The organism is Streptococcus sp. HMSC074F05, from assembly GCF_001808725.1.
Classification (GTDB): Bacteria; Bacillota; Bacilli; order Lactobacillales; family Streptococcaceae; genus Streptococcus; species Streptococcus parasanguinis_I.
In genome coordinates, this window is record NZ_KV794409.1 from 165,266 (window position 1) to 185,615 (window position 20,350).

General features: G+C 44.0%; 16 protein-coding genes. 5 read left to right on the top strand and 11 right to left on the bottom strand.

The window, feature by feature from the left end:
• Positions 1–5: 5 nt before the first annotated feature.
• A complete protein-coding gene (locus tag HMPREF2685_RS03080; RefSeq protein WP_398578090.1) occupies positions 6–1,016 on the bottom strand; it encodes a uroporphyrinogen decarboxylase family protein in 1,011 nt (336 codons plus the stop codon).
• 427 nt (positions 1,017–1,443) lie between these two features.
• Here HMPREF2685_RS03080 and HMPREF2685_RS03085 point away from each other — a divergent pair, with 427 nt between their 5' ends.
• Positions 1,444–2,301, top strand: coding sequence for a 5'-nucleotidase, lipoprotein e(P4) family (locus HMPREF2685_RS03085; protein ID WP_003004374.1), 858 nt, complete (start codon positions 1,444–1,446; stop codon positions 2,299–2,301).
• A gap of 58 nt (positions 2,302–2,359) precedes the next feature.
• Here HMPREF2685_RS03085 and glmS read toward each other — a convergent pair whose 3' ends face one another.
• From glmS to HMPREF2685_RS03120, 7 genes are all read right to left on the bottom strand, one after another.
• Positions 2,360–4,168, bottom strand: a complete 1,809-nt coding sequence (glmS, locus tag HMPREF2685_RS03090) for a glutamine--fructose-6-phosphate transaminase (isomerizing) (RefSeq protein ID WP_070465199.1) — start codon at positions 4,166–4,168, stop codon at positions 2,360–2,362.
• Positions 4,169–4,541: 373 nt separating this feature from the next.
• Positions 4,542–5,927, bottom strand: coding sequence for a glycoside hydrolase family 1 protein (locus HMPREF2685_RS03095; protein ID WP_070465203.1), 1,386 nt, complete (start codon positions 5,925–5,927; stop codon positions 4,542–4,544).
• A gap of 134 nt (positions 5,928–6,061) precedes the next feature.
• Complete coding sequence (locus HMPREF2685_RS03100; RefSeq protein WP_070465205.1) at positions 6,062–6,757, bottom strand: gamma-glutamyl-gamma-aminobutyrate hydrolase family protein; 696 nt, start codon at positions 6,755–6,757, stop codon at positions 6,062–6,064.
• Between the two features lie 179 nt (positions 6,758–6,936).
• Positions 6,937–8,457, bottom strand: a complete 1,521-nt coding sequence (locus HMPREF2685_RS03105) for an ABC transporter permease/substrate-binding protein (RefSeq protein WP_070465208.1) — start codon at positions 8,455–8,457, stop codon at positions 6,937–6,939.
• On the bottom strand, positions 8,450–9,178 hold the full coding sequence (locus HMPREF2685_RS03110) for an ATP-binding cassette domain-containing protein (RefSeq protein WP_070465210.1): 729 nt from the start codon (positions 9,176–9,178) through the stop codon (positions 8,450–8,452). Before HMPREF2685_RS03110 ends, HMPREF2685_RS03105 begins: the two co-directional genes overlap by 8 nt.
• A complete protein-coding gene (locus tag HMPREF2685_RS03115) occupies positions 9,171–10,025 on the bottom strand; it encodes an SDR family oxidoreductase (RefSeq protein WP_061591280.1) in 855 nt (284 codons plus the stop codon). The genes HMPREF2685_RS03110 and HMPREF2685_RS03115 overlap by 8 nt, the downstream gene beginning before the upstream one ends.
• 18 nt (positions 10,026–10,043) lie before the next feature.
• On the bottom strand, positions 10,044–10,493 hold the full coding sequence (locus HMPREF2685_RS03120; protein ID WP_061591279.1) for a MarR family winged helix-turn-helix transcriptional regulator: 450 nt from the start codon (positions 10,491–10,493) through the stop codon (positions 10,044–10,046).
• Between the two features lie 256 nt (positions 10,494–10,749).
• Between HMPREF2685_RS03120 and cbiM the strand changes: the two genes are divergently transcribed.
• From cbiM to HMPREF2685_RS03135, 3 genes are read left to right on the top strand one after another with little or no spacing between them, the layout of a single operon-like run.
• Positions 10,750–11,733, top strand: a complete 984-nt coding sequence (gene cbiM, locus HMPREF2685_RS03125) for a cobalt transporter CbiM (RefSeq protein WP_061591278.1) — start codon at positions 10,750–10,752, stop codon at positions 11,731–11,733.
• Positions 11,726–12,514 carry an energy-coupling factor transporter transmembrane component T gene (locus HMPREF2685_RS03130; protein ID WP_070465213.1) on the top strand — a complete coding sequence of 263 codons (789 nt, stop codon included), beginning with the start codon at positions 11,726–11,728 and terminating at the stop codon, positions 12,512–12,514. The genes cbiM and HMPREF2685_RS03130 overlap by 8 nt, the downstream gene beginning before the upstream one ends.
• A gap of 12 nt (positions 12,515–12,526) precedes the next feature.
• A complete protein-coding gene (locus tag HMPREF2685_RS03135; RefSeq protein ID WP_070465216.1) occupies positions 12,527–13,252 on the top strand; it encodes an energy-coupling factor ABC transporter ATP-binding protein in 726 nt (241 codons plus the stop codon).
• A gap of 54 nt (positions 13,253–13,306) precedes the next feature.
• Here HMPREF2685_RS03135 and HMPREF2685_RS03140 read toward each other — a convergent pair whose 3' ends face one another.
• The 3 genes from HMPREF2685_RS03140 to HMPREF2685_RS03150 form a co-directional block, all read right to left on the bottom strand.
• Positions 13,307–13,720, bottom strand: coding sequence for a YjdF family protein (locus HMPREF2685_RS03140; RefSeq protein WP_049491036.1), 414 nt, complete (start codon positions 13,718–13,720; stop codon positions 13,307–13,309).
• A gap of 259 nt (positions 13,721–13,979) precedes the next feature.
• A complete protein-coding gene (gene leuS, locus HMPREF2685_RS03145) occupies positions 13,980–16,481 on the bottom strand; it encodes a leucine--tRNA ligase (protein WP_070465219.1) in 2,502 nt (833 codons plus the stop codon).
• Positions 16,482–16,604: 123 nt separating this feature from the next.
• Entirely contained in the window at positions 16,605–18,581 is a 1,977-nt protein-coding gene (locus HMPREF2685_RS03150; protein ID WP_070465221.1) for a peptide ABC transporter substrate-binding protein, read from the bottom strand.
• Between the two features lie 165 nt (positions 18,582–18,746).
• Here HMPREF2685_RS03150 and HMPREF2685_RS03155 point away from each other — a divergent pair, with 165 nt between their 5' ends.
• Positions 18,747–20,069, top strand: a complete 1,323-nt coding sequence (locus HMPREF2685_RS03155) for a DUF1958 domain-containing protein (RefSeq protein ID WP_070465223.1) — start codon at positions 18,747–18,749, stop codon at positions 20,067–20,069.
• The last annotated feature ends 281 nt before the right edge of the window (positions 20,070–20,350 follow it).

Genomic DNA, 20,350 nt, shown 5'->3' on the forward strand with positions numbered 1-20,350 from the left:
TCTTTTTACAATACGGCTGCTTGACGCACCCAATCTAAGCGTTCCAATTGGAAATCATCTGGCACGGTGCAGTCTGCTCCAAGAATCAAACCACGACTTCCGGCTTCAGCCACCAAGCGACGCGTTTCTTGCTCAATAGCTTCTCGTTCCCCTTGGTAGAGCAAACCTTTCTTGCCATTGACAAAGCCACCCAAGACGGCACGATCGCCGAAAAGTTTACGACCTGCGGCTAGGCTAAGGCCTTCATGATGGGTCGCCCAGTTAATGACTTGGGCTGGATAATCCTTGAAGAGCTCCACTTCATTGCTGGCCCCTTCAAAACCACAAATATGAAGGATATTGATGCCTCCAGCTTCATTGGCTGCTTCTAGGACAGCGATGCTGCTAGGCTCAATGAACTTGCGGTATTCTTCATCTGTCACACGCTCATCTTGGATCTGCTGGGTTGAAAAGTAAATACCTTCAATACCTGCTTCTTGGATCAAGCGACGACTTAAAGTAGCGATGTCTCCTGCAATCACGTCAAGGACATGAGCTAAAGTTTCTGGATCTTCCTTGATAAAGTCTGCAATCACTTGGTCTCCACGAGATTGATCCGTACGGAACCAGCGTTTCAAATAAGAAATGGGCGAGAAGATATTGTAGAAAGAAGCAATCTCTTCATGGAAATGAGAACAAATTTCCTTGACCACCTCGATTTGTTTTTCAATCCATGGATGATGCTCTCCAATCGGTTGAATATCCTTCAATTCTCGGATCGATCTGATCTCTCTCGAATAAAGAGCACTCGGATAGCGGAAGAAGCCATCACTCATGATCTTGACAAAATCAGGTGAAATTTCTTCTACATAGTGTTGGTGGCCCTTAATACTTTTTTCTACTACAGCCGGATTGTCTAGACCCAATTCTTTTTCTTCTTGGGTCACATAATGGAGCCAAAATCCTACAGGGATTCGCTCTACTGTTTCGCCTCGAATGGCACGAAGAACCAATTCTTTTTTACTCATACTGTACATCCTCCTCAATATTTCTCCAACAGAAAGATTGACTACTTCCCTTCTGGAATTTGTAACCATGATATCACCTCGAAAAGTGGCTGACTAATATATTTTCCCTATCAAGGCCTTAAAATTTCTTTATTGAGAAAGGCATCAAAAAAACGCAAGTCCTTGAAAATAGGGACTTGCGAGTATCTTTCTTTATTCTTTCATTTTAGAAGAAAAAGGCTACTTTGATCTTTTCTTGATCCGGTTATAGCATAAAACTATACCCCTTCTTTTAAGCTGAAAAATGGCATCTATTGAGGTGAAAAAGCCCTTCATATCAACATTTCTTTCTTCCTATTCATTTTACCATTCCCTGGATCCCCTTCTCCTCTTTCTTGTCAGGCAAGATTGAAAGGAGTATAATTTTTGTAGAATAATTTTAAGGAGTGTACGGTTTATGAAAACAACAAAAACCACCTTTACCATCGTTTCTGCTCTTGCTTCTGTCATTTTACTGACGAGTTGTGGAAGCAACACCACTAAAACGCAAGAGACAAAAGCAAGCAGCACTAAAAATCAGGTGACGATGACCTATGATCAACAGCGCTCACAAGAAAATACCATGTCTGTTCTCTGGTACCAAAAGGCAGCAGAAACCAAGGCTTTGTATTTACAAGGCTACAATGTCGCTACTGACCGTTTGAAAGAGATCCTCCAAACTCCTTCTGATAAGCCTTATTCCATCGTCTTGGATTTGGACGAAACTGTTTTAGACAACAGCCCTTACCAAGTTCAAAACGTCAAAGATGGTACGGCCTTCAATCCTAAAGATTGGGATGTTTGGGTAAAAAAAGCAGCCGCAAAAGCGGTGCCAGGTGCCAAAGATTTCCTTCAATATGCGGATCAAAACGGGGTTCAAATCTACTACATTTCTGACCGTACAACCTCTCAAGTAGATGATACCATCAAAAACCTTGAAAAAGAAGGCATTCCTGTTCAAGGACGTGACCACCTCATGTTCTTAGAAGATGGCGTCAAATCAAAAGAAGGCCGTCGCCAAGCTGTACAAGAAAAGACCAACCTTGTCTTGCTCTTCGGGGACAACCTGGTCGACTTTGCAGACTTCTCTAAGACCTCTGAAGCTGATCGCGACAAGAAATTGGACGAATTGCAAAAAGAATTTGGTGAAAAATTCATCATCTTCCCAAATCCAATGTATGGATCATGGGAATCTGCTGTTTACCAAGGTAAAAAACTAGATGCCAAGGGACAAACAGAAGAACGCCTCAAAGCCTTGCAAGGTTTTGACAAATAAAGCAAACATCCTCGCTAGGAAAAACCTAACGAGGATGTTTTTTTCTATATAGATAATTTTATTCAACGGTTACAGACTTAGCAAGGTTTCGTGGTTTATCAACATCGAGCCCACGATGAAGGGTTGCAAAGTAGGCAATCAATTGGGTTGGCACCACCATTGAGATTGGAGAGAGGTAAGGGTGAACCGCTGTCAAGACCAAATCATCTGTCTCTTTAGCGACATTTTCTTCTGCAATGGTTAAAACATGGGCCCCACGTGCTGCCACTTCTTGGATGTTCCCACGTGTGTGGCTGGCTAGGACTGGATCTGACAAGAGGGCGATGACCGGTGTACCCTCTTCGATCAGAGCGATGGTACCGTGTTTCAACTCACCCGCAGCGAAGCCTTCACATTGGATGTAAGAAATTTCTTTTAATTTCAGACTGGCTTCCATGGCAACATAGTAATCTTGGCCACGTCCGATATAGAAAGCATTGCGGGTTGTTTCCAACAAGCCACGAACTTTTTCATCGATCACTTCTTTTTCTGAAAGGGTTGATTCGATCGATTGGGCAACGATAGACAATTCGTGCACCAAATCAAAGGCTTTGGCCTTCTCATTGCCATTAGCTTCCCCAACAGCTTTCGCCAGAAAGGCAAGGGCTGCGATTTGAGCCGTATAAGCCTTAGAAGAAGCTACCGCAATTTCAGGACCAGCATGGAGCAACATGGTCATGTCTGCTTCACGTGAAAGAGTTGAACCTGGAACATTGGTCACTGTCAAGCTTGGGATGCCCATTTCATTAGCTTTGACCAATACTTGGCGGCTATCGGCTGTTTCACCAGATTGGCTGATAAAGATGAAGAGTGGTTTCTTGCTGAGAAGTGGCATACCATAGCCCCACTCAGATGAAATACCGAGTTCTACTGGAGTATCTGTCAACTCTTCCAACATTTTTTTAGACGCAAATCCAGCATGGTAAGAGGTACCAGCCGCAAGGATATAGATTCGATCTGCTTCTTGAACAGCCTTGATAATAGCTGGATCTACCACTACTTGTCCAGATTCATCTGTATAGGCTTGGATCAACTTACGCATGACAGTTGGTTGCTCATCGATTTCCTTGAGCATGTAGTATGGGTAAGTCCCTTTTCCAATATCAGAAAGGTCGAGTTCAGCCGTGTAGCTATCCCGTTCTTTGACGTTGCCATCATAGTCTTGCACTTCAACGCTGTCAGCCTTGACAATGACCAACTCTTGGTCATGGATTTCCATATATTGGTTAGTTTCACGAATCATGGCCATGGCATCAGAACAGACCATATTGTAGCCATCACCAAGACCGATCAGGAGTGGTGATTTATTTTTTGCCACATAGATGGTGCTTGGATCTTCCGCATCCATCAAAGCAAAAGCATAGGCCCCACGGATGATGTGGAGGGCTTTTTTGAAGGCTTCGAGCGTAGACAAGCCATCTTCTTCAGCAAATTTTCCGATCAAGTGGGCAGCAATTTCTGTATCTGTTTGCCCCTTGAAATGGTGACCTGCTAGGTATTCTTCCTTGATTTCAAGGTAATTTTCAATGACCCCATTGTGGACCAAAACAAAGCGACCTGTTTCCGAGCGGTGTGGGTGAGCATTGTCCTCAGTTGGTTTTCCGTGAGTGGCCCAGCGGGTATGTCCGATCCCAGCTGTTCCTTCGACACCTTCTGCCTTAGACGACAATTCTGCAATGCGGCCAACTGCCTTTACCAATTGGCTCTTGCCTTCACTAGCCAGGAAAACACCCGCAGAGTCATAGCCTCGGTATTCGAGTTTTTCAAGTCCTTGAATCAAAATATCTGTAGCATTTGTATTTCCTACAACACCAACGATTCCGCACATAATTTTTACGATATAGCCTTGCTATACTTTCCCCTTTACTTAGTCAAACGACCCATGGTCGATTTCTCAGCTACTTTAAAATTGGTCTAGTCTAATTTGACCAAAAAGCAACCAGCGGAGTCAGTATACAATGCTTCTTCTAGTTTGTCAACTAGGAAATTCAAGAAAATTGGTCTAGTTAAGTTAGCGTTAAGATTGAAGACGAAGTCATTTGAGAAAATTTCCACTGTAAGAAAAATGCCTGAAACATAATGGTTTCAGACATTCGGAATGATTGAGAGTCAAATCGTCCGGGGAACTATTTGACTCCAAGCTTTAATATGACGATTTGAGGAGTCTCCATACGAATTGAACACAGGCTGCGGATTTTGATTTAGTCTTCAAATCCATTGGCTTGGCTTAGTTCTTTAAACCAATGGCCGGATTTTTTGAGGGTACGTTTTTGACTCTCGAGATCCAATTCAACCAAGCCATAGCGGTTCTTGTAGCCATTGAGCCATGACCAACAGTCAATAAAGGTCCAGATCAAATAACCTTTACAGTTAGCACCATCTTGAATAGCCCGGTGGAGCTCACGAAGATGGTCTTTGACAAAGTCAATCCGGTAGTCGTCTTGGATCACGCCATCCTTGCGGAATTTTTCCTCTCCTTCAACCCCCATCCCATTTTCGGTCAGGATCCACTCGATATTGCCATAGTTTTCCTTGATATTTTGGGCAATGTCATACAAGCCTTGCTCATAGATTTCCCAACCACGGTGGGGATTGATCTTGCGGCCTGGCATAACATAAGGTTCATAAAATTGTTCAAAGAGTAGGGGAGATGCTGGATTTGGAGCATAACGAGGAGCTGCCACACGGAGTGGTTGGTAATAGTTAACCCCTAGGTAATCCACCGTATTTTCCTCGATCAAGCGCAATTCAAAGGGATCATAATCCGGTAAGAGATCACGCTCCCGTAGGATCTCCACTAATTCTTCAGGATAATGACCAAGAACAGATGGATCTAAGAAGGATTTGGCTTGAAAGAGCTCGGCAATGCGCGCGGCTTTCACATCTTCTGGATGCTGGCTCCGAGGATAGGCTGGTGTCAAATTGAGCACAATTCCGATACGGAAATTAGGATCCACCTCGTGACAGGCCTTCACTGCTAGAGAGCTTGCTAACTGGGTGTGGTAGGCTACTTTAACTGCTGCTACTGCGTCTACCTTATGAGGAAAATGGGCATCATAAAAATAACCAAACTCCACAGGGACAATGGGTTCATTAAAGGTGATCCACTGATCGACCAGATCTCCATAGGTCTTGAAACAAAAACGCGCATATTCTTGGTAAGCATAGGCGGTTTCTTTATTTTCCCAACCATCCCCTTGCTCTTGAAGAGCCATCGGTAAATCAAAATGATAGAGGTTGACCAAGAGGTGAATCCCTTTTTCTTTAATCTTTTCAAAGACACGGCGGTAGAAATCAACACCTGCTTGATTGATTTCCCCTCGTCCTTCTGGGAAAATACGTGACCACTGAATAGAGGTTCGAAAGGCGGTGTGCCCAGTTTCTAACAAGAGGTCCAGATCTTCTTCCCAGTGTTCATAAAAAGTCGATGTTTTCTCTGGTCCTTGCCCTTGATTAAAGCGGTTGGGCTCGATCCTATACCAGTAATCCCAGAGATTGTCTCCCTTTCCATCTTGGGCGAAACGTCCCTCCGTCTGAGGGCCCGAGGTCGAACTCCCCCATAAAAAATCCTTTGGAAATTGATACATGTCCTAATCCTCCTCATTCTACTAGCTCTATTGTAGCGCATCCTCCCCCAAAACCTAGGCACAATTTACAGTCTTTCTTACGCAGATTAAAGAAAAAGCCCCTTAGGAAAAATTCCTAAGGGAGCTGGTCCTCTTTACAATTGAGTCACGACATATTCAAAGAGCTTGCGATCTGCTGGGCTCTTGTCAAAACGTAGTTCTGGATGCCACTGAACGCCGAGGAAACGGCTCTCATCTGTGGATTGAACAGCTTCTATGATGTCATCTTTAGGATCCCGCGCGATCACTTCTAGGCCATCTGCCAAGTCTTTAATACTTTGATGATGGAAAGAATTGATGCGACTGTTCTTACCATAGATCTCTTGCAGGATCGTCTGATCCTTGGTCACCAACTCTTGGCTGGTGTACTGACCTGGATTGTCCTGCCAGTGGTGTTCAATGTCTTGATGCAGAGTTCCCCCTAGAGCGACATTATAGAGCTGGGTCCCACGGCAGACGGTAAAGATAGCTTTTTTAGCCGCACGCGCTTCTTCAATCAAAGCCAACTCAAAGAGATCGCGTTTCAAGAGGTAGTCATCACTGTCGATGGTGATTTCTTCTCCGTAAAACTTGGGCAAGACATTTTGTCCACCGGTGATGATGAGCTTATCAATCATCGATATGTAGTCTTTGGCCAAGGCCGCATCTCCAATCGGCAAGATCAAGGGAATCCCTCCTGCCTCTTTGACCGCTTCGACAAAACCAGTCGCCGCATAGCTCATGTTCGCGTCTGGATCATCTGGGAAGGGTCTTTCATTTCCTGTAATTCCAATCACTGGTCTTATTTTCATGCTTATTTCCATATTCTTTCATTCATCTTCAAGGCTTATTGTAACACAATTTCAAGCCAGACTCAATGGAGATTTTTTTGAAGAGAAGGTCTTTCCCTCTACCCCAAAAGCTTGCTGAAAGGATATAAAATTGCTTTCTATTAAAAAATTCTCAAGTGCAAAGACTTGAGAATGGTTTGTTAATTTTTTATCAACCCTTCTTTTACCAAAAAGTCACGCGCTACTTTAGCAGCAGGCTTGCCTTCTACTCCGACTTGGTAGTTCATCTGGCTCATCTGGCTCTCAGTGATTTTACCAGCTAGCTTATTAAGCACACCTTCCAATTCGGGATGTTTCTTAAGAAGAGCTTCTTTCATGAGGGGCGCCCCTTGATAAGGTGGGAAGAGTTGTTTGTCATCTTCAAGGACCACCAGGTCATAGCGAGCCAGCTCGGCATCTGTTGAGTAGGCATCTGTTATCTGGATATCGCCAGACTGGATAGCTTGGTAGCGAAGGGCTGGTTCCATGGTGGAGACTTGTAGATGAAGACCATAGACCTTCTGCAGGCCCTTGTTTCCGTCTTCTCGGTCGTTAAACTCCAAGGTAAAGCCTGCCTTGAGTTGCCCTTCCACCTTTTTCAAATCTGAAATGGTCTTAAGGCCATACTCCTGGGCAATCTTCCTAGGCACTGCGACAGCGTAGGTGTTTTGATAAGCCATGGGTTTGAGCAAGGCTAGGTCGTCTTGTTGCTTGATCCCATCTCGGGCAGCTTGATAGACCGTTTCTGGATCATGACCAACTTGTGGTGCTGGCTTGAGGAGACTTTCGGTCACCGTACCTGTAAATTCTGGATAGATAGCGATGTCCCCTTTTTTCAGGGCTTCATAGAGGAAAGTAGTCTTTCCAAAATTCGGCTTGACGGTCACTGTCATATCTGTATTTTCTTCGATCAAGATCTTATACATATTAGCTAGAATTTCGGGTTCTGGTCCTAACTTCCCAGCAATGACCAGGTTTTCTTTTTCTGGTTTTGAAAGAAGACTTGGTGTATAAGAAGATCCTAATCCCAGGACCATGACAGCAAAGGCAGCAAAGATGGTCCGCAATTTGGCCTTTTCCATCCATTTAAGAAGAAGGTTAAAGGCGATGGCTAAGAAGGCAGAAGATAGGGCACCGATCAAAATCAGACTGGCATTATTGCGGTCAATCCCTAGAAGGATAAAGGAACCGAGTCCCCCTGCTCCAATCAAGGCGGCTAGGGTAGCCGTCCCGATAATCATCACAGCTGCTGTCCGAATCCCAGACATAATGACGGGCATGGCCAAGGGAATCTCGAACTTCTTGAGTCGCTCCCACTTGGTCATCCCAAAGGCGATTCCCGCTTCTTCTAGACTTGGATCAATCCCTTGTAAACCGGTGATGGTATTTTGAAGGATGGGGAAAATGGCATAGATGACGAGAGCTGTCAAGGCCGGAAGTGTTCCAATTCCCATGATGGGAATGAAGAGCCCCAAAAGGGCCATGGAAGGAATAGTCTGGAAGATTCCAGCTACCTGTAAAACCCAGTTGCTGGCTCTCTTGCGTGTACTTAAATAAATAGCCAGAGGGACCGCCAGAAAAATCGCAAGGAGCAAGGTCAGTAACGACAGTTGCAAATGTTGCCCTAATGCAGTGAGCCAGTCTCCAAAGCGTTCTTGAAAGGTTGCAAATAGTTTAGACATGGTGAGCACCTCCAAATAAATCTGCCACAAAGTCGTTGACTGGTTTGGCTAAAATGGTCTCAGAATCCGCCACCTGCACAATCTCTCCTTCTTGTAGCACCGCAATCCGATCGCCTAATTTCAAGGCCTCGTCCGTATCATGAGTCACGAAAATAGTCGTCATACCAAATTCATTGTGCAAGTCTTTGGTGAGAGTCTGCAACTGTTTGCGGGAAATGGCATCCAAGGCTGAAAAGGGCTCGTCCATCAGTAAGATTTTTGGCTCTGCAATGATGGCCCGCACAATGCCAATCCGTTGTTGCTCCCCACCAGATAGCTCATGGGGTTTGCGATCGGCGTAATCAGAAGCTGGAAGACCTACTTTTTCTAAAAGTCCGACTGTTTTGGAAGCCACTCGCTCCTTGCCCCAGCCCTTCATCTCAGGAATGAGAGCGATATTTTCCGCAACTGTCAAATTAGGAAATAGAGCAATGGCTTGAAGCACATAACCAGTAGACAGACGTAATTCACGTTCATCATAGTCCTTGATGCGTTTTCCATCCATATAGATATTGCCATCAGTTGGCTCCAAAAGACGGTTAATCATCTTGATCATGGTGGTCTTTCCAGATCCTGAAGGACCTACTAGCACCATAAATTCTCCATTTTCAATACGGAGATTGACATCTTTTAAAATGTCCTTATCCGTGTAGCGCAAGGCTACATGTTTATATTCAATCATATTCTTCCTCAATAAGTTTTCTGTCTCTAAGAGTATCCAATAGGCTACTTGCCGGATGCCCTAGGACTTTTTCGATATCTGTTGAAACCCCAGCTTGTTCCCCAGCTTTAATCGCTGTATAAGTGCTGACCCAGGCATCGTACTCCCAAGTTTGTGCTGGCCATTTTTTCCGTGACTCATAAGCTTCTTCTACTGTTTCATCCACATACGCGATGGCGTCACCAGTCTCTTTTGAGAGAAGCGCTACGATTTCTTCCATGGAAAGATCCTCTGGCCCTGTCAGATTCAAGGTTTGATTTTCCCACTCCTTAGGATTTAAAAGAATTTCTGCTGCAACCCTAGATGTGTCCTTACGGGCAACAGCTGACACAAGACCATTGCCTGCCGGACCACGAATCTCTCCATTTTCAAGCGCCATATCAATCAGGAAGTCCAAGTAAAAATTATCTCTCAAAAAAGTGTAGGTGAACCCTAACTCCTTGATATAGGCTTCCGTCTGGGCATGATCTCGAGACAAGGTGAAAGTTGCCTTCTCATCTGCCCCATAAAAGGAGGTATAGACGATATGCTCTACCCCTGCTAGCTTTGCAGCATCTAAAAAGTCCTTGTGTTCCTTGACACGCTCTGGATTTTCCCGAGCAGAAACCATCAACAAGATATCAATACCCTTTAAGGCCTCAACCACCTCTGGTGTATTGGCATACACTATTTTACGAATTTCCGCTGACGCATAGATTTTTGCACGCTCTGGGCTTCGTGCTAGATGAACTGGAGCGATTCCTTTCTTATCTACAAGATTAGCCACATAAGAACCTAATTTCCCTGTTACCCCTGTAATACCAATCATAACTGTTACTTCCTTTCCCTAGATGTCATTCTCTTTAGCTTTTAGATTTGTGATAATCCGCTCTTGATAGGCCTCAAATTCTCGGATTTCTTGATCCGAAAATCCTTGATAGAAAATCTCTCCCAGTTCTTTGCTGACACGGTCTCCGATTTCCTTTTGTGCCCAACCGAGGTCTGTCAAAGAAATATATTTTTTCCTTTTATCCTGCGTACAAGGTTGAATCGTAACCAAGCCTTGTTCTTCCAATTTTTTAACCATGCTGGTCAAGGTGTTATTAGCTAATCCAGTCGCAAGAGCGATATCGGTCGCAGTAGCGCACCCCAACTCTTGCTTCCACAAAATCGTTAAAATTTTCCCCTGTTCACTTCGGTATTGGGCATCTGGTTCCTTGCTCAGCAGTTTTTGAAAGATACGCCCATTTAACAAGCGTATTTGTAAAGCTTGGTAGCCCCCTTGCATCTTGTCCATTTCGTCTCCTTTTTATTTCTATATCGAAATATCACAGCCATTGTATCACTGTTCGTTACATCTGTCAACTGCTTCGATATGGAACCAATAATTTTATCTAAATTCACCTTAAAAAGCCTTTCTATCCCTTCAAACTAGTTTTTTCTCCCTCTTTCTAGCAAGTGTAACAAATGTTGGACTCGTTTTGCAACGACACCTGATTTTATAATGTGGTAATCTGTTAACGAAATTAAATCATACTAATGGAGAATTTGTTATGCATATACCAGATAATTACCTTAGTCCTGCAAGTTGTGCAGTTTTAGCGGTTGCTGCTGCTCCTGTTATTGTCTTGTCTGTCAAAAAAGTCAAGGTCCAATTAAAAGAAAACAAAGAGCTAGCTCCGATGCTTGGGATCGCTGCTTCTTTGTCCTTCTTATTGATGATGTTTAATGTTCCTGTTCCTGGTGGAACGACCGCTCACGCTGTCGGAGGAACCCTTCTTGCCATTCTCATAGGTCCCTATGCGGCTTCTCTAGCGCTGACGGTCGCCTTACTCCTACAGGCCTTCTTATTTGGAGATGGAGGCATTCTCGCTCTTGGGGCCAATATTTTCAACATGGCCATTGTGATGCCTTTTGTTGGCTATGCTATTTATAACTTGTTCCGCAAGCACCATCAGGAAACGCTTGGCGTTATTATCGGTTCTTTCCTTTCGATCAATGCTGCTGCCTTCTTAGCTGGTGTTGAATTGGGCTTGCAACCCCTCATCGCGTCAGAAGCTGGTCAGCCACTCTATAATCCTTATGGATTGAGTATCACGGTGCCTGCTATGTTGGGTGCTCACCTCCTTGTCGCAGGTTGGGTCGAAGTCTTCTTCACCGTTGTGATTTACCGTTTTGTCAAACAAGTCGCTCCTACAGAGTTGTACACACCAAGTACAGTCAATACAACTTCATTTGTTAAAAAAATTCGCTGGGTACTCCTTGCTTTGATCATCCTCAGCCCACTTGGACTTCTCGCAGATGGGACAGCCTTTGGTGAATGGTCTACTGAAGAATTGGGTAGCCTGCTTCATGGCAAAGTCCCAACAGGGATCAAAAATGGATTCTCTTTTGAAGCCTTGTTCAATGATTACACCATTCCTGGAACAAAAATTGCGATTGGCTATATTCTATCAGCCATTACAGCTGTTCTCATTTTCTATATCATCAGTAAAATCATTCGATCAATGAACGGAGAAAAGACTTCTCATGCGTAAACTCCCTGACTGGCTTCATCAAGAGCAAGCGATTCTTGAAGCATCCAAAAGCCATCACTATTTACAAATGAATCTTCAAACATTGCGCCACTTTCTTGGCAAAATGAAACAAACGACGCCCGCATTCAAGGCCAAAACTTCGTCTTGGATGCGGCTCGTTTCCTTCTTAATTTTAGCCATTCTCATTACGACTGCCCACCATCCCATCCAACTGTGGTTGATCGGTATCCTTTTGTTAATGCACATTGCCATGCTTCCTGGAGAGGTCCTACTCCACCTCTTTAAGGTCCTGTTCAAGGTGCTGTTGATTTCAACAATTGTGATATTGCCTAGCATCTTATTTCAAGGATTTCAAAATGGAGGACTCTTTTTGCTACGCGCAGGGATAATTGTCCTCAATATTTCTCTCTTTTTAGCCACTACCACAAGCATCCAACTGGTTGAGGCCCTAAGGCAGCTACATGTCCCCAAGACCTTTGTCCAGACCATTGATATTACACTGAAATATAGTTATATTTTGGGAAAACACCTTCACCAACAAATTGAGTGCGTCCAACTCCGGACAGTTGGTCAAAAAGTGAACCTCCATCTCTTTGGCTCTCTTCTGGGTCTCTTGTATCTATCAACGAAGAACCATACCAAAGAGGTCTACGAGGCCATGTTGCTGAGAGGCTACGGTATGGATACAAAGCGCAAAGAAGCCTTCCACTGGAAGAAGGAAGACGTCTTTTTCCTATTGGAATTGGCGGTTCTCACGACCTTCACGACCTTACTTGGCTAGAAAGGAAGCCCTATGATTACCATTCAGGATGGAAATTACCACTATACCGAAGAAACTGGTGTCCACGATATTCAACTCCAGATTCAAAAAGGGGAAACCGTGGGCTTGATGGGCCCAAACGGAGCTGGAAAATCGACCCTCTTTAAAATTCTGGTTGGGCTCTTGCCCCTGTCTTCTGGTCAGTACCACTTCAAGGATTGGACCATTGACAAAGACTTCTTGAAAGATCCCCATCGTGCTGGGCAACTCTTCCAGCAGGTTGGACTCATTTTTCAAAACAGCGATACCCAATTGTTCAATACAAGCGTCTATGATGAACTGGCTTTTGGCCCACGTCAACTCGGCTTATCGGCAGTTGAAATCGAACAACGCGTCAATGATACACTCACTCTTTTAGAGATTGAGCACCTGAGAGATCGTATTCCCTACCATCTTTCCGGAGGGGAAAAGAAGCTAGTCGCTATCGCTAGTGTCCTCACCATGAATCCTAGTCTCTTGCTATTTGACGAGCCCTTTAACGGTCTCTCACCAAAATACCAGAAGCTGATTGTCGCCTTGCTCCAAGAACTCAAAACAGCAGGAAAAACGATTGTGATTTCCTCCCACCATTTCGAGCAAATCGCTCCGATTGTGGAACGGGTTCTGCTCTTTTCTGAAGAGCACACCATTACAGGAAGCTACAATCGAGCTGATTGGGAAAATCATCCAGATATTCAACAATCGTTTTCAACATGTTAAAAAGCCTCGGTAGGGTTCTTCCTACCGAGGCTTTTTTGATGAAAGAGATAAGGGTTAATATCCTTTATGCTTCTCTCTTCGTTTTTGCTGTTTGCGTTCGAATTTCTCTTGTTTTAGCAATTGTTTTTGGACACTAGATTGATGTTTTGAAATCTTTTTCCTTTCCTCATACTGCAACTGCAATAGTTCTTTCGACTTGGAAGAAACTTTCTGATTTACTTGTTTCTTCACCATTCGCTGTAATCGTTTAGGATTCTTGATTTTTACATGTTGCTTAACTATAGCTTCTGGACTAAAAGATAATTGAGTAAACTGAGTCTGTAAGATCTCTAGAATTTCATCATCTTTTGGCTCCTGACCAAATGTCACACGACAAACTTGATAAGTTTCTCGATACACTTGTTCGAACAAACCATGCCAAAATCCATCTTCAAAATAAACTGTCAATCCAATTGAAATTGTTTCCACGACAGCACCTCCTTAAATCTATCCCTAAGAATGGACAACCAAGGAGGAAGGTTACTGATAGGCTTGCCTACGTCTGGACTACCAACCAGAACTGTGTTTTTATCTTAGTTGGAACTATTATAGCATATAGCAATACAAAAATCCTCCAGAGCTTAGCTCTGAAGGACTTTTAAATTTATTTCGTTACGATATTTACAAGCTTGGTTGGCTCAAACAGTTTGGGAAACTGTTTGAGGTTGGAAATCAGCAAATAAATTGGTTATTTTACAACAATATTAACCAATTTATTTGGTACCGCAATCACTTTCACGATTTCTTTGCCATCAATCTCTGCCTTGACTTTGTCGTCAGCTAGAGCGACTTCTTGCAATTCTTCACGAGAAAGGTCTTTTGCGACCATGAGTTTAGCACGGACTTTTCCTTTGATTTGAACGACGATTTCAATTTCGTCTTCAACCAATTTGCTTTCGTCCCATGTTGGCCAAGCTACGTAAGAGATAGACTCACCTGTTGCTGCGACTGTTTGCCAGAGTTCTTCTGCCAAGTGAGGGGCAAATGGGGCGATCAATTGGATAAAGCCTTTGGCGTAGTCTACATAGAGTTTGTCTTCCTTGTTAGCTGCATTGACAAAGACCATGAGCTGAGCAATAGCAGTGTTGAATTTCATCGACTCGATTTGCTCTGTGACAGCCTTAACGGTTTCGTTATAAACCTTGTCAAGAGCACCATTGTTGTCCGCAACGATTTCTTTACTTGTAATCAAACGGTACACACGGTCGAGGAACTTACGACTTCCTTCCAGACCTTCTTCTGACCAAGCGATTGAAGCATCGAGTGGTCCCATAAACATTTCATAGACACGAAGGGTATCAGCACCGTATTGTTCCACCACATCATCTGGATTAACCACGTTCTTGAGAGATTTAGACATCTTGGCTGGTGCTTGCTCCAACTCTTCCCCTGTTTCCACATGGAAGAAGGAACCATCACGTTTTTCAACCTTGTCAGTTGCCACAAGAGCTCCACGATGGTCACGGTAGCTAGTTCCCAAGATCATTCCTTGGTTAAAGAGTTTTTGGAACGGTTCTTTAGTCGGTACAACACCGATATCATAAAGGAATTTATGCCAGAAACGAGCGTAAAGCAAGTGAAGAACGGCGTGTTCTGCACCACCCACGTAGATATCGACTGGCAACCATTGTTTGAGGAGGTCCTCATCGGCCAATTTTTCTGTGTTATGTGGATCGATATAGCGGAGGTAGTACCAGCTTGAACCTGCCCATTGTGGCATGGTGTTGGTTTCACGACGACCTTTGACACCATCTTCACGAGTCACTTCCAGCCAGTCTGTCAAGTTAGCTAGTGGGCTTTCACCAGTACCTGAAGGGCGGATGTCCTTGGTGACTGGCAAGACAAGTGGCAATTCACTTTCTGGAACGGCTGTCGAAGTTCCATCTTCCCAATGAATGATTGGGATTGGTTCACCCCAGTACCGTTGACGGCTAAAGAGCCAGTCGCGGAGACGGTAGGTCACTTTTTCTTGACCGAAGCCTTTTTCTTCCAACCAAGCCACGATTTTAGCAATTGCTTCTTCTTTGTTAAGACCGTTCAAGAAGTCTGAGTTGACGTGAAGGTCATCTTCTGTGTAAGCAGCTTCTGCTACATTTCCACCTTCCAAGACTTCTACGATTGGAAGACCAAACTGTTTTGCAAATTCCCAGTCACGCTCATCGTGGGCAGGTACGGCCATAACAGCACCTGTACCGTAGCTAGCAAGAACGTAGTCCGCAATCCAGATTGGGATTTCTTTGCCATTGACAGGGTTGATGGCATAAGCACCAGTCCAAACCCCTGTTTTTTCCTTGGCAAGGTCAGTACGAGCTAAGTCTGATTTAAGGCTAGCTTGGTGTTTGTAGTCAGCCACAGCTTGAGCCTGCTCTGGGCTTGTAATAGCGTCAACCAAGTCATGCTCAGGAGCTAAGACAGTGAAGGTCGCCCCGAAAAGGGTATCTGGACGAGTTGTAAAGACGGTGAATTCCTTGTCTGTTCCTTTTACTTTGAAGTTGACATTGGCACCAGTTGATTTCCCAATCCAGTTGCGTTGCATGTCCTTGATAGACTCTGGCCAATCAAGGTCGTCCAAGTCATTGAGCAAACGTTCCGCATAGGCAGTGATTTTAAGCATCCATTGGCGCATTGGTTTGCGGACAACTGGATAGCCACCACGCTCAGATGTTCCATCTGGAAGAACTTCTTCGTTGGCGATAGCTGTTCCTAGTTCCTCAACCCAGTTTACTGGCACTTCAGCTTCATAAGCCAAGCCTTTTTCGTAAAGCTTAGTGAAAATCCATTGCGTCCACTTGTAGTAGTTCGGATCTGTCGTATTGACTTCACGATCCCAGTCGTAAGAGAAGCCAAGCGCATTGATTTGGCGTTTGAAGTTAGCAATGTTTTCTGCTGTGAATTCCGCTGGGTCATTCCCTGTATCCATAGCGTATTGCTCTGCAGGCAAACCAAAGGCATCCCATCCCATTGGGTGAAGGACATTGTAACCTTGGGCACGTTTGAAACGGCTAAGGATATCTGTTGCTGTGTAGCCTTCTGGGTGTCCTACGTGAAGACCCGCTCCAGATGGATAAGGGAACATGTCCAGCGCATAAAACTTAGGTTTTGAAGCATCTGTTCCTGTCTTAAAGGTGTGATGGTCAGCCCAGTATTTTTGCCACTTAGGCTCGATTTCTTTATGATTGTAAAAACTCATAGCGTCTCTCCAATTTTCGTGATGCTCCTATTATACCATTTTTAGGCGATTTTTAAAGGTTCAGACGAAGAAAAAGACAGGTCCCATATGGGACCTGTCTTTCCTGTTTTCTCCAAGAAAAGTCTATTTCACATGCTTTTCAAGTTCTTCTTGCGCTTTTTTATTGGATTTTTCTTTTTCTTTCTTCCATTGTTCACGCGCTTTGTCGTAGTCTTTCGCCGCTACGACCTTGTCTTGAACTTCTAAATACTTATAGTTAAAGGTTTGACCCTTGTGGCCTGTCCAAGCAAAGGCTGCAGAGTATGGTACAGTCTTACGAACGACTGGAGAAGCCCCATCCGAATGAATCGGAATCAAGAGGGCGCTATCGGTCAACCAAGCCTGAGCCGCAGCATATTTTTCATAACGCTTGTTCACATCAGTGTTTTCTTTTTGAGCGTCCTCAATTAATTGATTGTACTCATCAAAGCCAGCTGCTTTTGCCGCCGCATTATCCGTACCAGCATCGAATCCAAAGTAAGAATTGGCATTTTCACCAGATTTACCACTGGTGATGTCGATGTAAGAAGATGGGTCCGTATAGTCTGGTCCCCAGCCCAAGTTATTGTTTAGATCCCAGTCTTGTTGGGAAGCATTTTCAGCAAAGTAAGTCACTCGTTGAAGATCATCCTCAGAAACCATATTCAGATCGATGACAATATTTTCTGCTCCCAATGTAGATTCAATCGACTGTTTGAAGGATTGGGCTTGTTTGATTCCTTCCGTATAAGTCGAAGAAGTTGGAAGGTCTAAATGAATTGGGAATTCAACTCCTTGAGACTGCAATTCTGCCTTAGCTTTGGCAAACTCTTCTTTGGCCTTGCTTGGATTGTAGAGGGTGTCTTTTCCATCTGCGACAGAGACCCCTTTCCATTCATCCCCATAAGCTTCTAAATCTTTTTCTACTGCATCACCAAATTGTTTGCCATCGATTTGGACAAAGTTTGGTGGCGTAAAGGTATTACGGATCACCTTATTGGCACCCGCTTCCCCGTTAGTTTGCGCTACATAAGCCTTGCGGTTGAAGGCAAACATAATAGCTTGACGGAAGTCCTTGTTCAAGATTGCTTTCTTGGTAGAGGCCTTTTGAGCATCCGTGGTCTTCTTTGTGATTTCATAGGCCTGACGGTCAATGTTGAAGGAAAGGTTATAGGTTGAGGAACCTTGGTCAGTATAGACGATGTCGTCCTTATGCTTCTTCTCTACACTCTTATAGTTGGAACCATTTGGGAAAACACGGGCAACTGTATAGTCACCGTTATCAAATCCACGGATCAGAGACTCGGAGTCTTGACCATCATAATAGGTCAGTTTGACTTTACTGATCTTGACATTTTCCGCATCCCAGTAGGTTGGATTTTTTTCTAATATCGCAGAAGATTTCGAAGTAATGGATTTGATCAAATAAGGTCCGCAGTAGAGGATACTAGACGGAGAAGTTCCTTGACCATAGTCATCTCCTTTAGATTTCAGGAACTCTTCGTTAACCGGCATCAAGATCCCCATCGTAGTCTTAGAATTCCAGAAACTTTCTGGTTGGCTCAAGGTATATTGAACGGTATAATCATCAATAGCCTTTACTCCAACAGTTGAGAAATCAGATGTTTTCCCTGAAACATAATCATCCAAGCCTTTGACAGATTTTTGGACCAAGTAAATCGCTTGTGATTTCTTGTCTGCCGCGTGTTTGAGGCCTGTGACAAAGTCTTTGGCTTTGACTTCTCCATATTCTTCCCCTTCAGAAGTCATCCATTTGACCCCTTTACGGAGTTTATAAGTATAGGTCAAGCCATCCTTGGAAACAGTCCAGTCTTTAGCAAGCGATGGGATCAAGTTCCCGTACTTGTCCACTTCCAACAAGCCATCTATCGCATTTCCTGTAAACTCGGAAGTCGATTTTTTATTAGAAATCGAGTAGTCTAAGGTATCTGGATCCTGGGTATAGACATAGCTATAGGTCTGACCACCAGAGCTACTAGATTTCCCTCCTGAGCAGGCTGCCAGTACACCAGCTGATAAAAGCAGAGCGCTGGTAGCTAAGAGTACCTTCCCTTTGTTCATATAAATCACCTCATTGTAAAAAATGTTATACTCAATTTAAATTATAGCACTTTCTAGGGAAATGTAAACGCTTTTACTGTGAAATTATTCTATTTCTTCTTTATTTTTTCAATTTCTTCTTTTTCTAGAATTTTTTCAAGTTGAATCCCTGGCCTGTATGATATAATGGAATCTATGAATTATAGGAGACATTTACACAAACGACTAAAACACAGCCTCTTGTCCCTCCTTGTAGGAGTCTTGGCATTTGGCACTATTTCCACTGCTTTTGCGGACGACATCTACCAGCAAGAAGATGTCATGAAAATCGCAGCTGATGCTGGACTGGTATTGGATGATTTTTACAAGCCTAAGGCTGATATCGTCATCGACGCCAATACTGGAGCTATTTTGTACGGAGACAATATCGACACGGTCCGGGACTCAGGAAGCATGGCCAAGCTCATGAGTGCCTATGTTGTCTTTCGGGCCCTCAAAGAAGGCAAGATCAAGTACGATACCGTGGTCACAGCAACAGAGGCAGACCAAGCCATCTCAGAAAACAACCTTTTAAGTAATTCACCTATTGTAGCTGGTGTAGACTACAAGGTATCGGAATTGATCAAGATGCTCTTTGTTCCATCTTCCAGTGCGGCCGTGATTATGCTCGCCAACGCCGTCACTGACAATGATCCCGATAAGTTTTTGGACTTAATGAATCAGTACGCGCAAGAAATGGGGATGAGCCATACCAAATGGCACAATCCAAATGGGGCGATGATCTCGGTCCTTCAGGGCTACTACAATCCTCAGCGCTACGATGTCAATGCGAATAACGAAATCACAGCGCGGGACATGTCTATTCTGGCTTATCACATCGTAAACGACCTGCCAGAAATGTTGGAATACACCAAGCAAGCTCACACTACGATCATGGAAGGAACACCCTACGAGCAAAGCTACGATAACTACAATACTTCCCTCGAAGGTGGAAAATTCGCCCTTAAAGGAACAGATGGACTCAAAACTGGATCCAGCCCGACTGCTGACTACAACTACACCGCGACAACCAAGCGGGGTAAACAGCGGATTATCGAAGTCATTTTGGGGGTTGGAAACTACGATGTCGAGATCGCCGAAAGTTACCGCAATCAAATCGGGAATACCTTGGCTGAGAAAATGTTCGCAGACTACCAGTATAAAAAAATCCTTTCTGGAGGCGATCATACCATCGACGGGCAGACCATTCACTTGAAGCAAGACTTCTATGCGACCGTTAAGAAGGGGACGAAGCCAGCCCTTAAACTGGAAGACAACCGCCTAGTCGTTCAGAACGGCTTGCAACAGGTATCTCCAAGTATTAAAGCGGGAGTGACCGTCAATGAGTCTAAAACAACGACCTTTAGCAGTAAAAGCAAGGGACTAGATGTTATGTGGCTCTTCTGCTTCCTGCCTGCCGGAATTTTATACCTGATCTTTAAACAAACCGATCCAAAAAGAAGAAAATAGAAAAAGAACTCCCATTACCATAAGGTATGGGAGTTCTTGGTTTGTTGACAAAGTCATCTTAGAAACTTTCCTTAGGTGAGTACGGACGTCAGCGAACTTCGAAGAAGTTCCATGACTTAGTTTTGAGCCTAAGGTCTCAAAACTCCCGAGTGCCTGAAACAATTGTTTTCAGGCACTTTTCTCACGGCGGAAAGTTCCTAAGTATTTTTTAATGAGCCTTAAAAAGTATCTAATTTTAATTTTTTAGGCATCCATTAGTTTGTTTGATGTAAAAAATCAGT

Coding starts and splice junctions, on each gene's coding strand:
- HMPREF2685_RS03080 (WP_398578090.1), bottom strand. CDS start 1,016: ATGTACAGTATGAGTAAAAAAGAATTGGTTCTTCGTGCCATTCGAGGC.
- HMPREF2685_RS03085 (WP_003004374.1), top strand. CDS start 1,444: ATGAAAACAACAAAAACCACCTTTACCATCGTTTCTGCTCTTGCTTCT.
- glmS (WP_070465199.1), bottom strand. CDS start 4,168: ATGTGCGGAATCGTTGGTGTTGTAGGAAATACAAATGCTACAGATATT.
- HMPREF2685_RS03095 (WP_070465203.1), bottom strand. CDS start 5,927: ATGTATCAATTTCCAAAGGATTTTTTATGGGGGAGTTCGACCTCGGGC.
- HMPREF2685_RS03100 (WP_070465205.1), bottom strand. CDS start 6,757: ATGAAAATAAGACCAGTGATTGGAATTACAGGAAATGAAAGACCCTTC.
- HMPREF2685_RS03105 (WP_070465208.1), bottom strand. CDS start 8,457: ATGTCTAAACTATTTGCAACCTTTCAAGAACGCTTTGGAGACTGGCTC.
- HMPREF2685_RS03110 (WP_070465210.1), bottom strand. CDS start 9,178: ATGATTGAATATAAACATGTAGCCTTGCGCTACACGGATAAGGACATT.
- HMPREF2685_RS03115 (WP_061591280.1), bottom strand. CDS start 10,025: ATGATTGGTATTACAGGGGTAACAGGGAAATTAGGTTCTTATGTGGCT.
- HMPREF2685_RS03120 (WP_061591279.1), bottom strand. CDS start 10,493: ATGGACAAGATGCAAGGGGGCTACCAAGCTTTACAAATACGCTTGTTA.
- cbiM (WP_061591278.1), top strand. CDS start 10,750: ATGCATATACCAGATAATTACCTTAGTCCTGCAAGTTGTGCAGTTTTA.
- HMPREF2685_RS03130 (WP_070465213.1), top strand. CDS start 11,726: ATGCGTAAACTCCCTGACTGGCTTCATCAAGAGCAAGCGATTCTTGAA.
- HMPREF2685_RS03135 (WP_070465216.1), top strand. CDS start 12,527: ATGATTACCATTCAGGATGGAAATTACCACTATACCGAAGAAACTGGT.
- leuS (WP_070465219.1), bottom strand. CDS start 16,481: ATGAGTTTTTACAATCATAAAGAAATCGAGCCTAAGTGGCAAAAATAC.
- HMPREF2685_RS03150 (WP_070465221.1), bottom strand. CDS start 18,581: ATGAACAAAGGGAAGGTACTCTTAGCTACCAGCGCTCTGCTTTTATCA.
- HMPREF2685_RS03155 (WP_070465223.1), top strand. CDS start 18,747: ATGGAATCTATGAATTATAGGAGACATTTACACAAACGACTAAAACAC.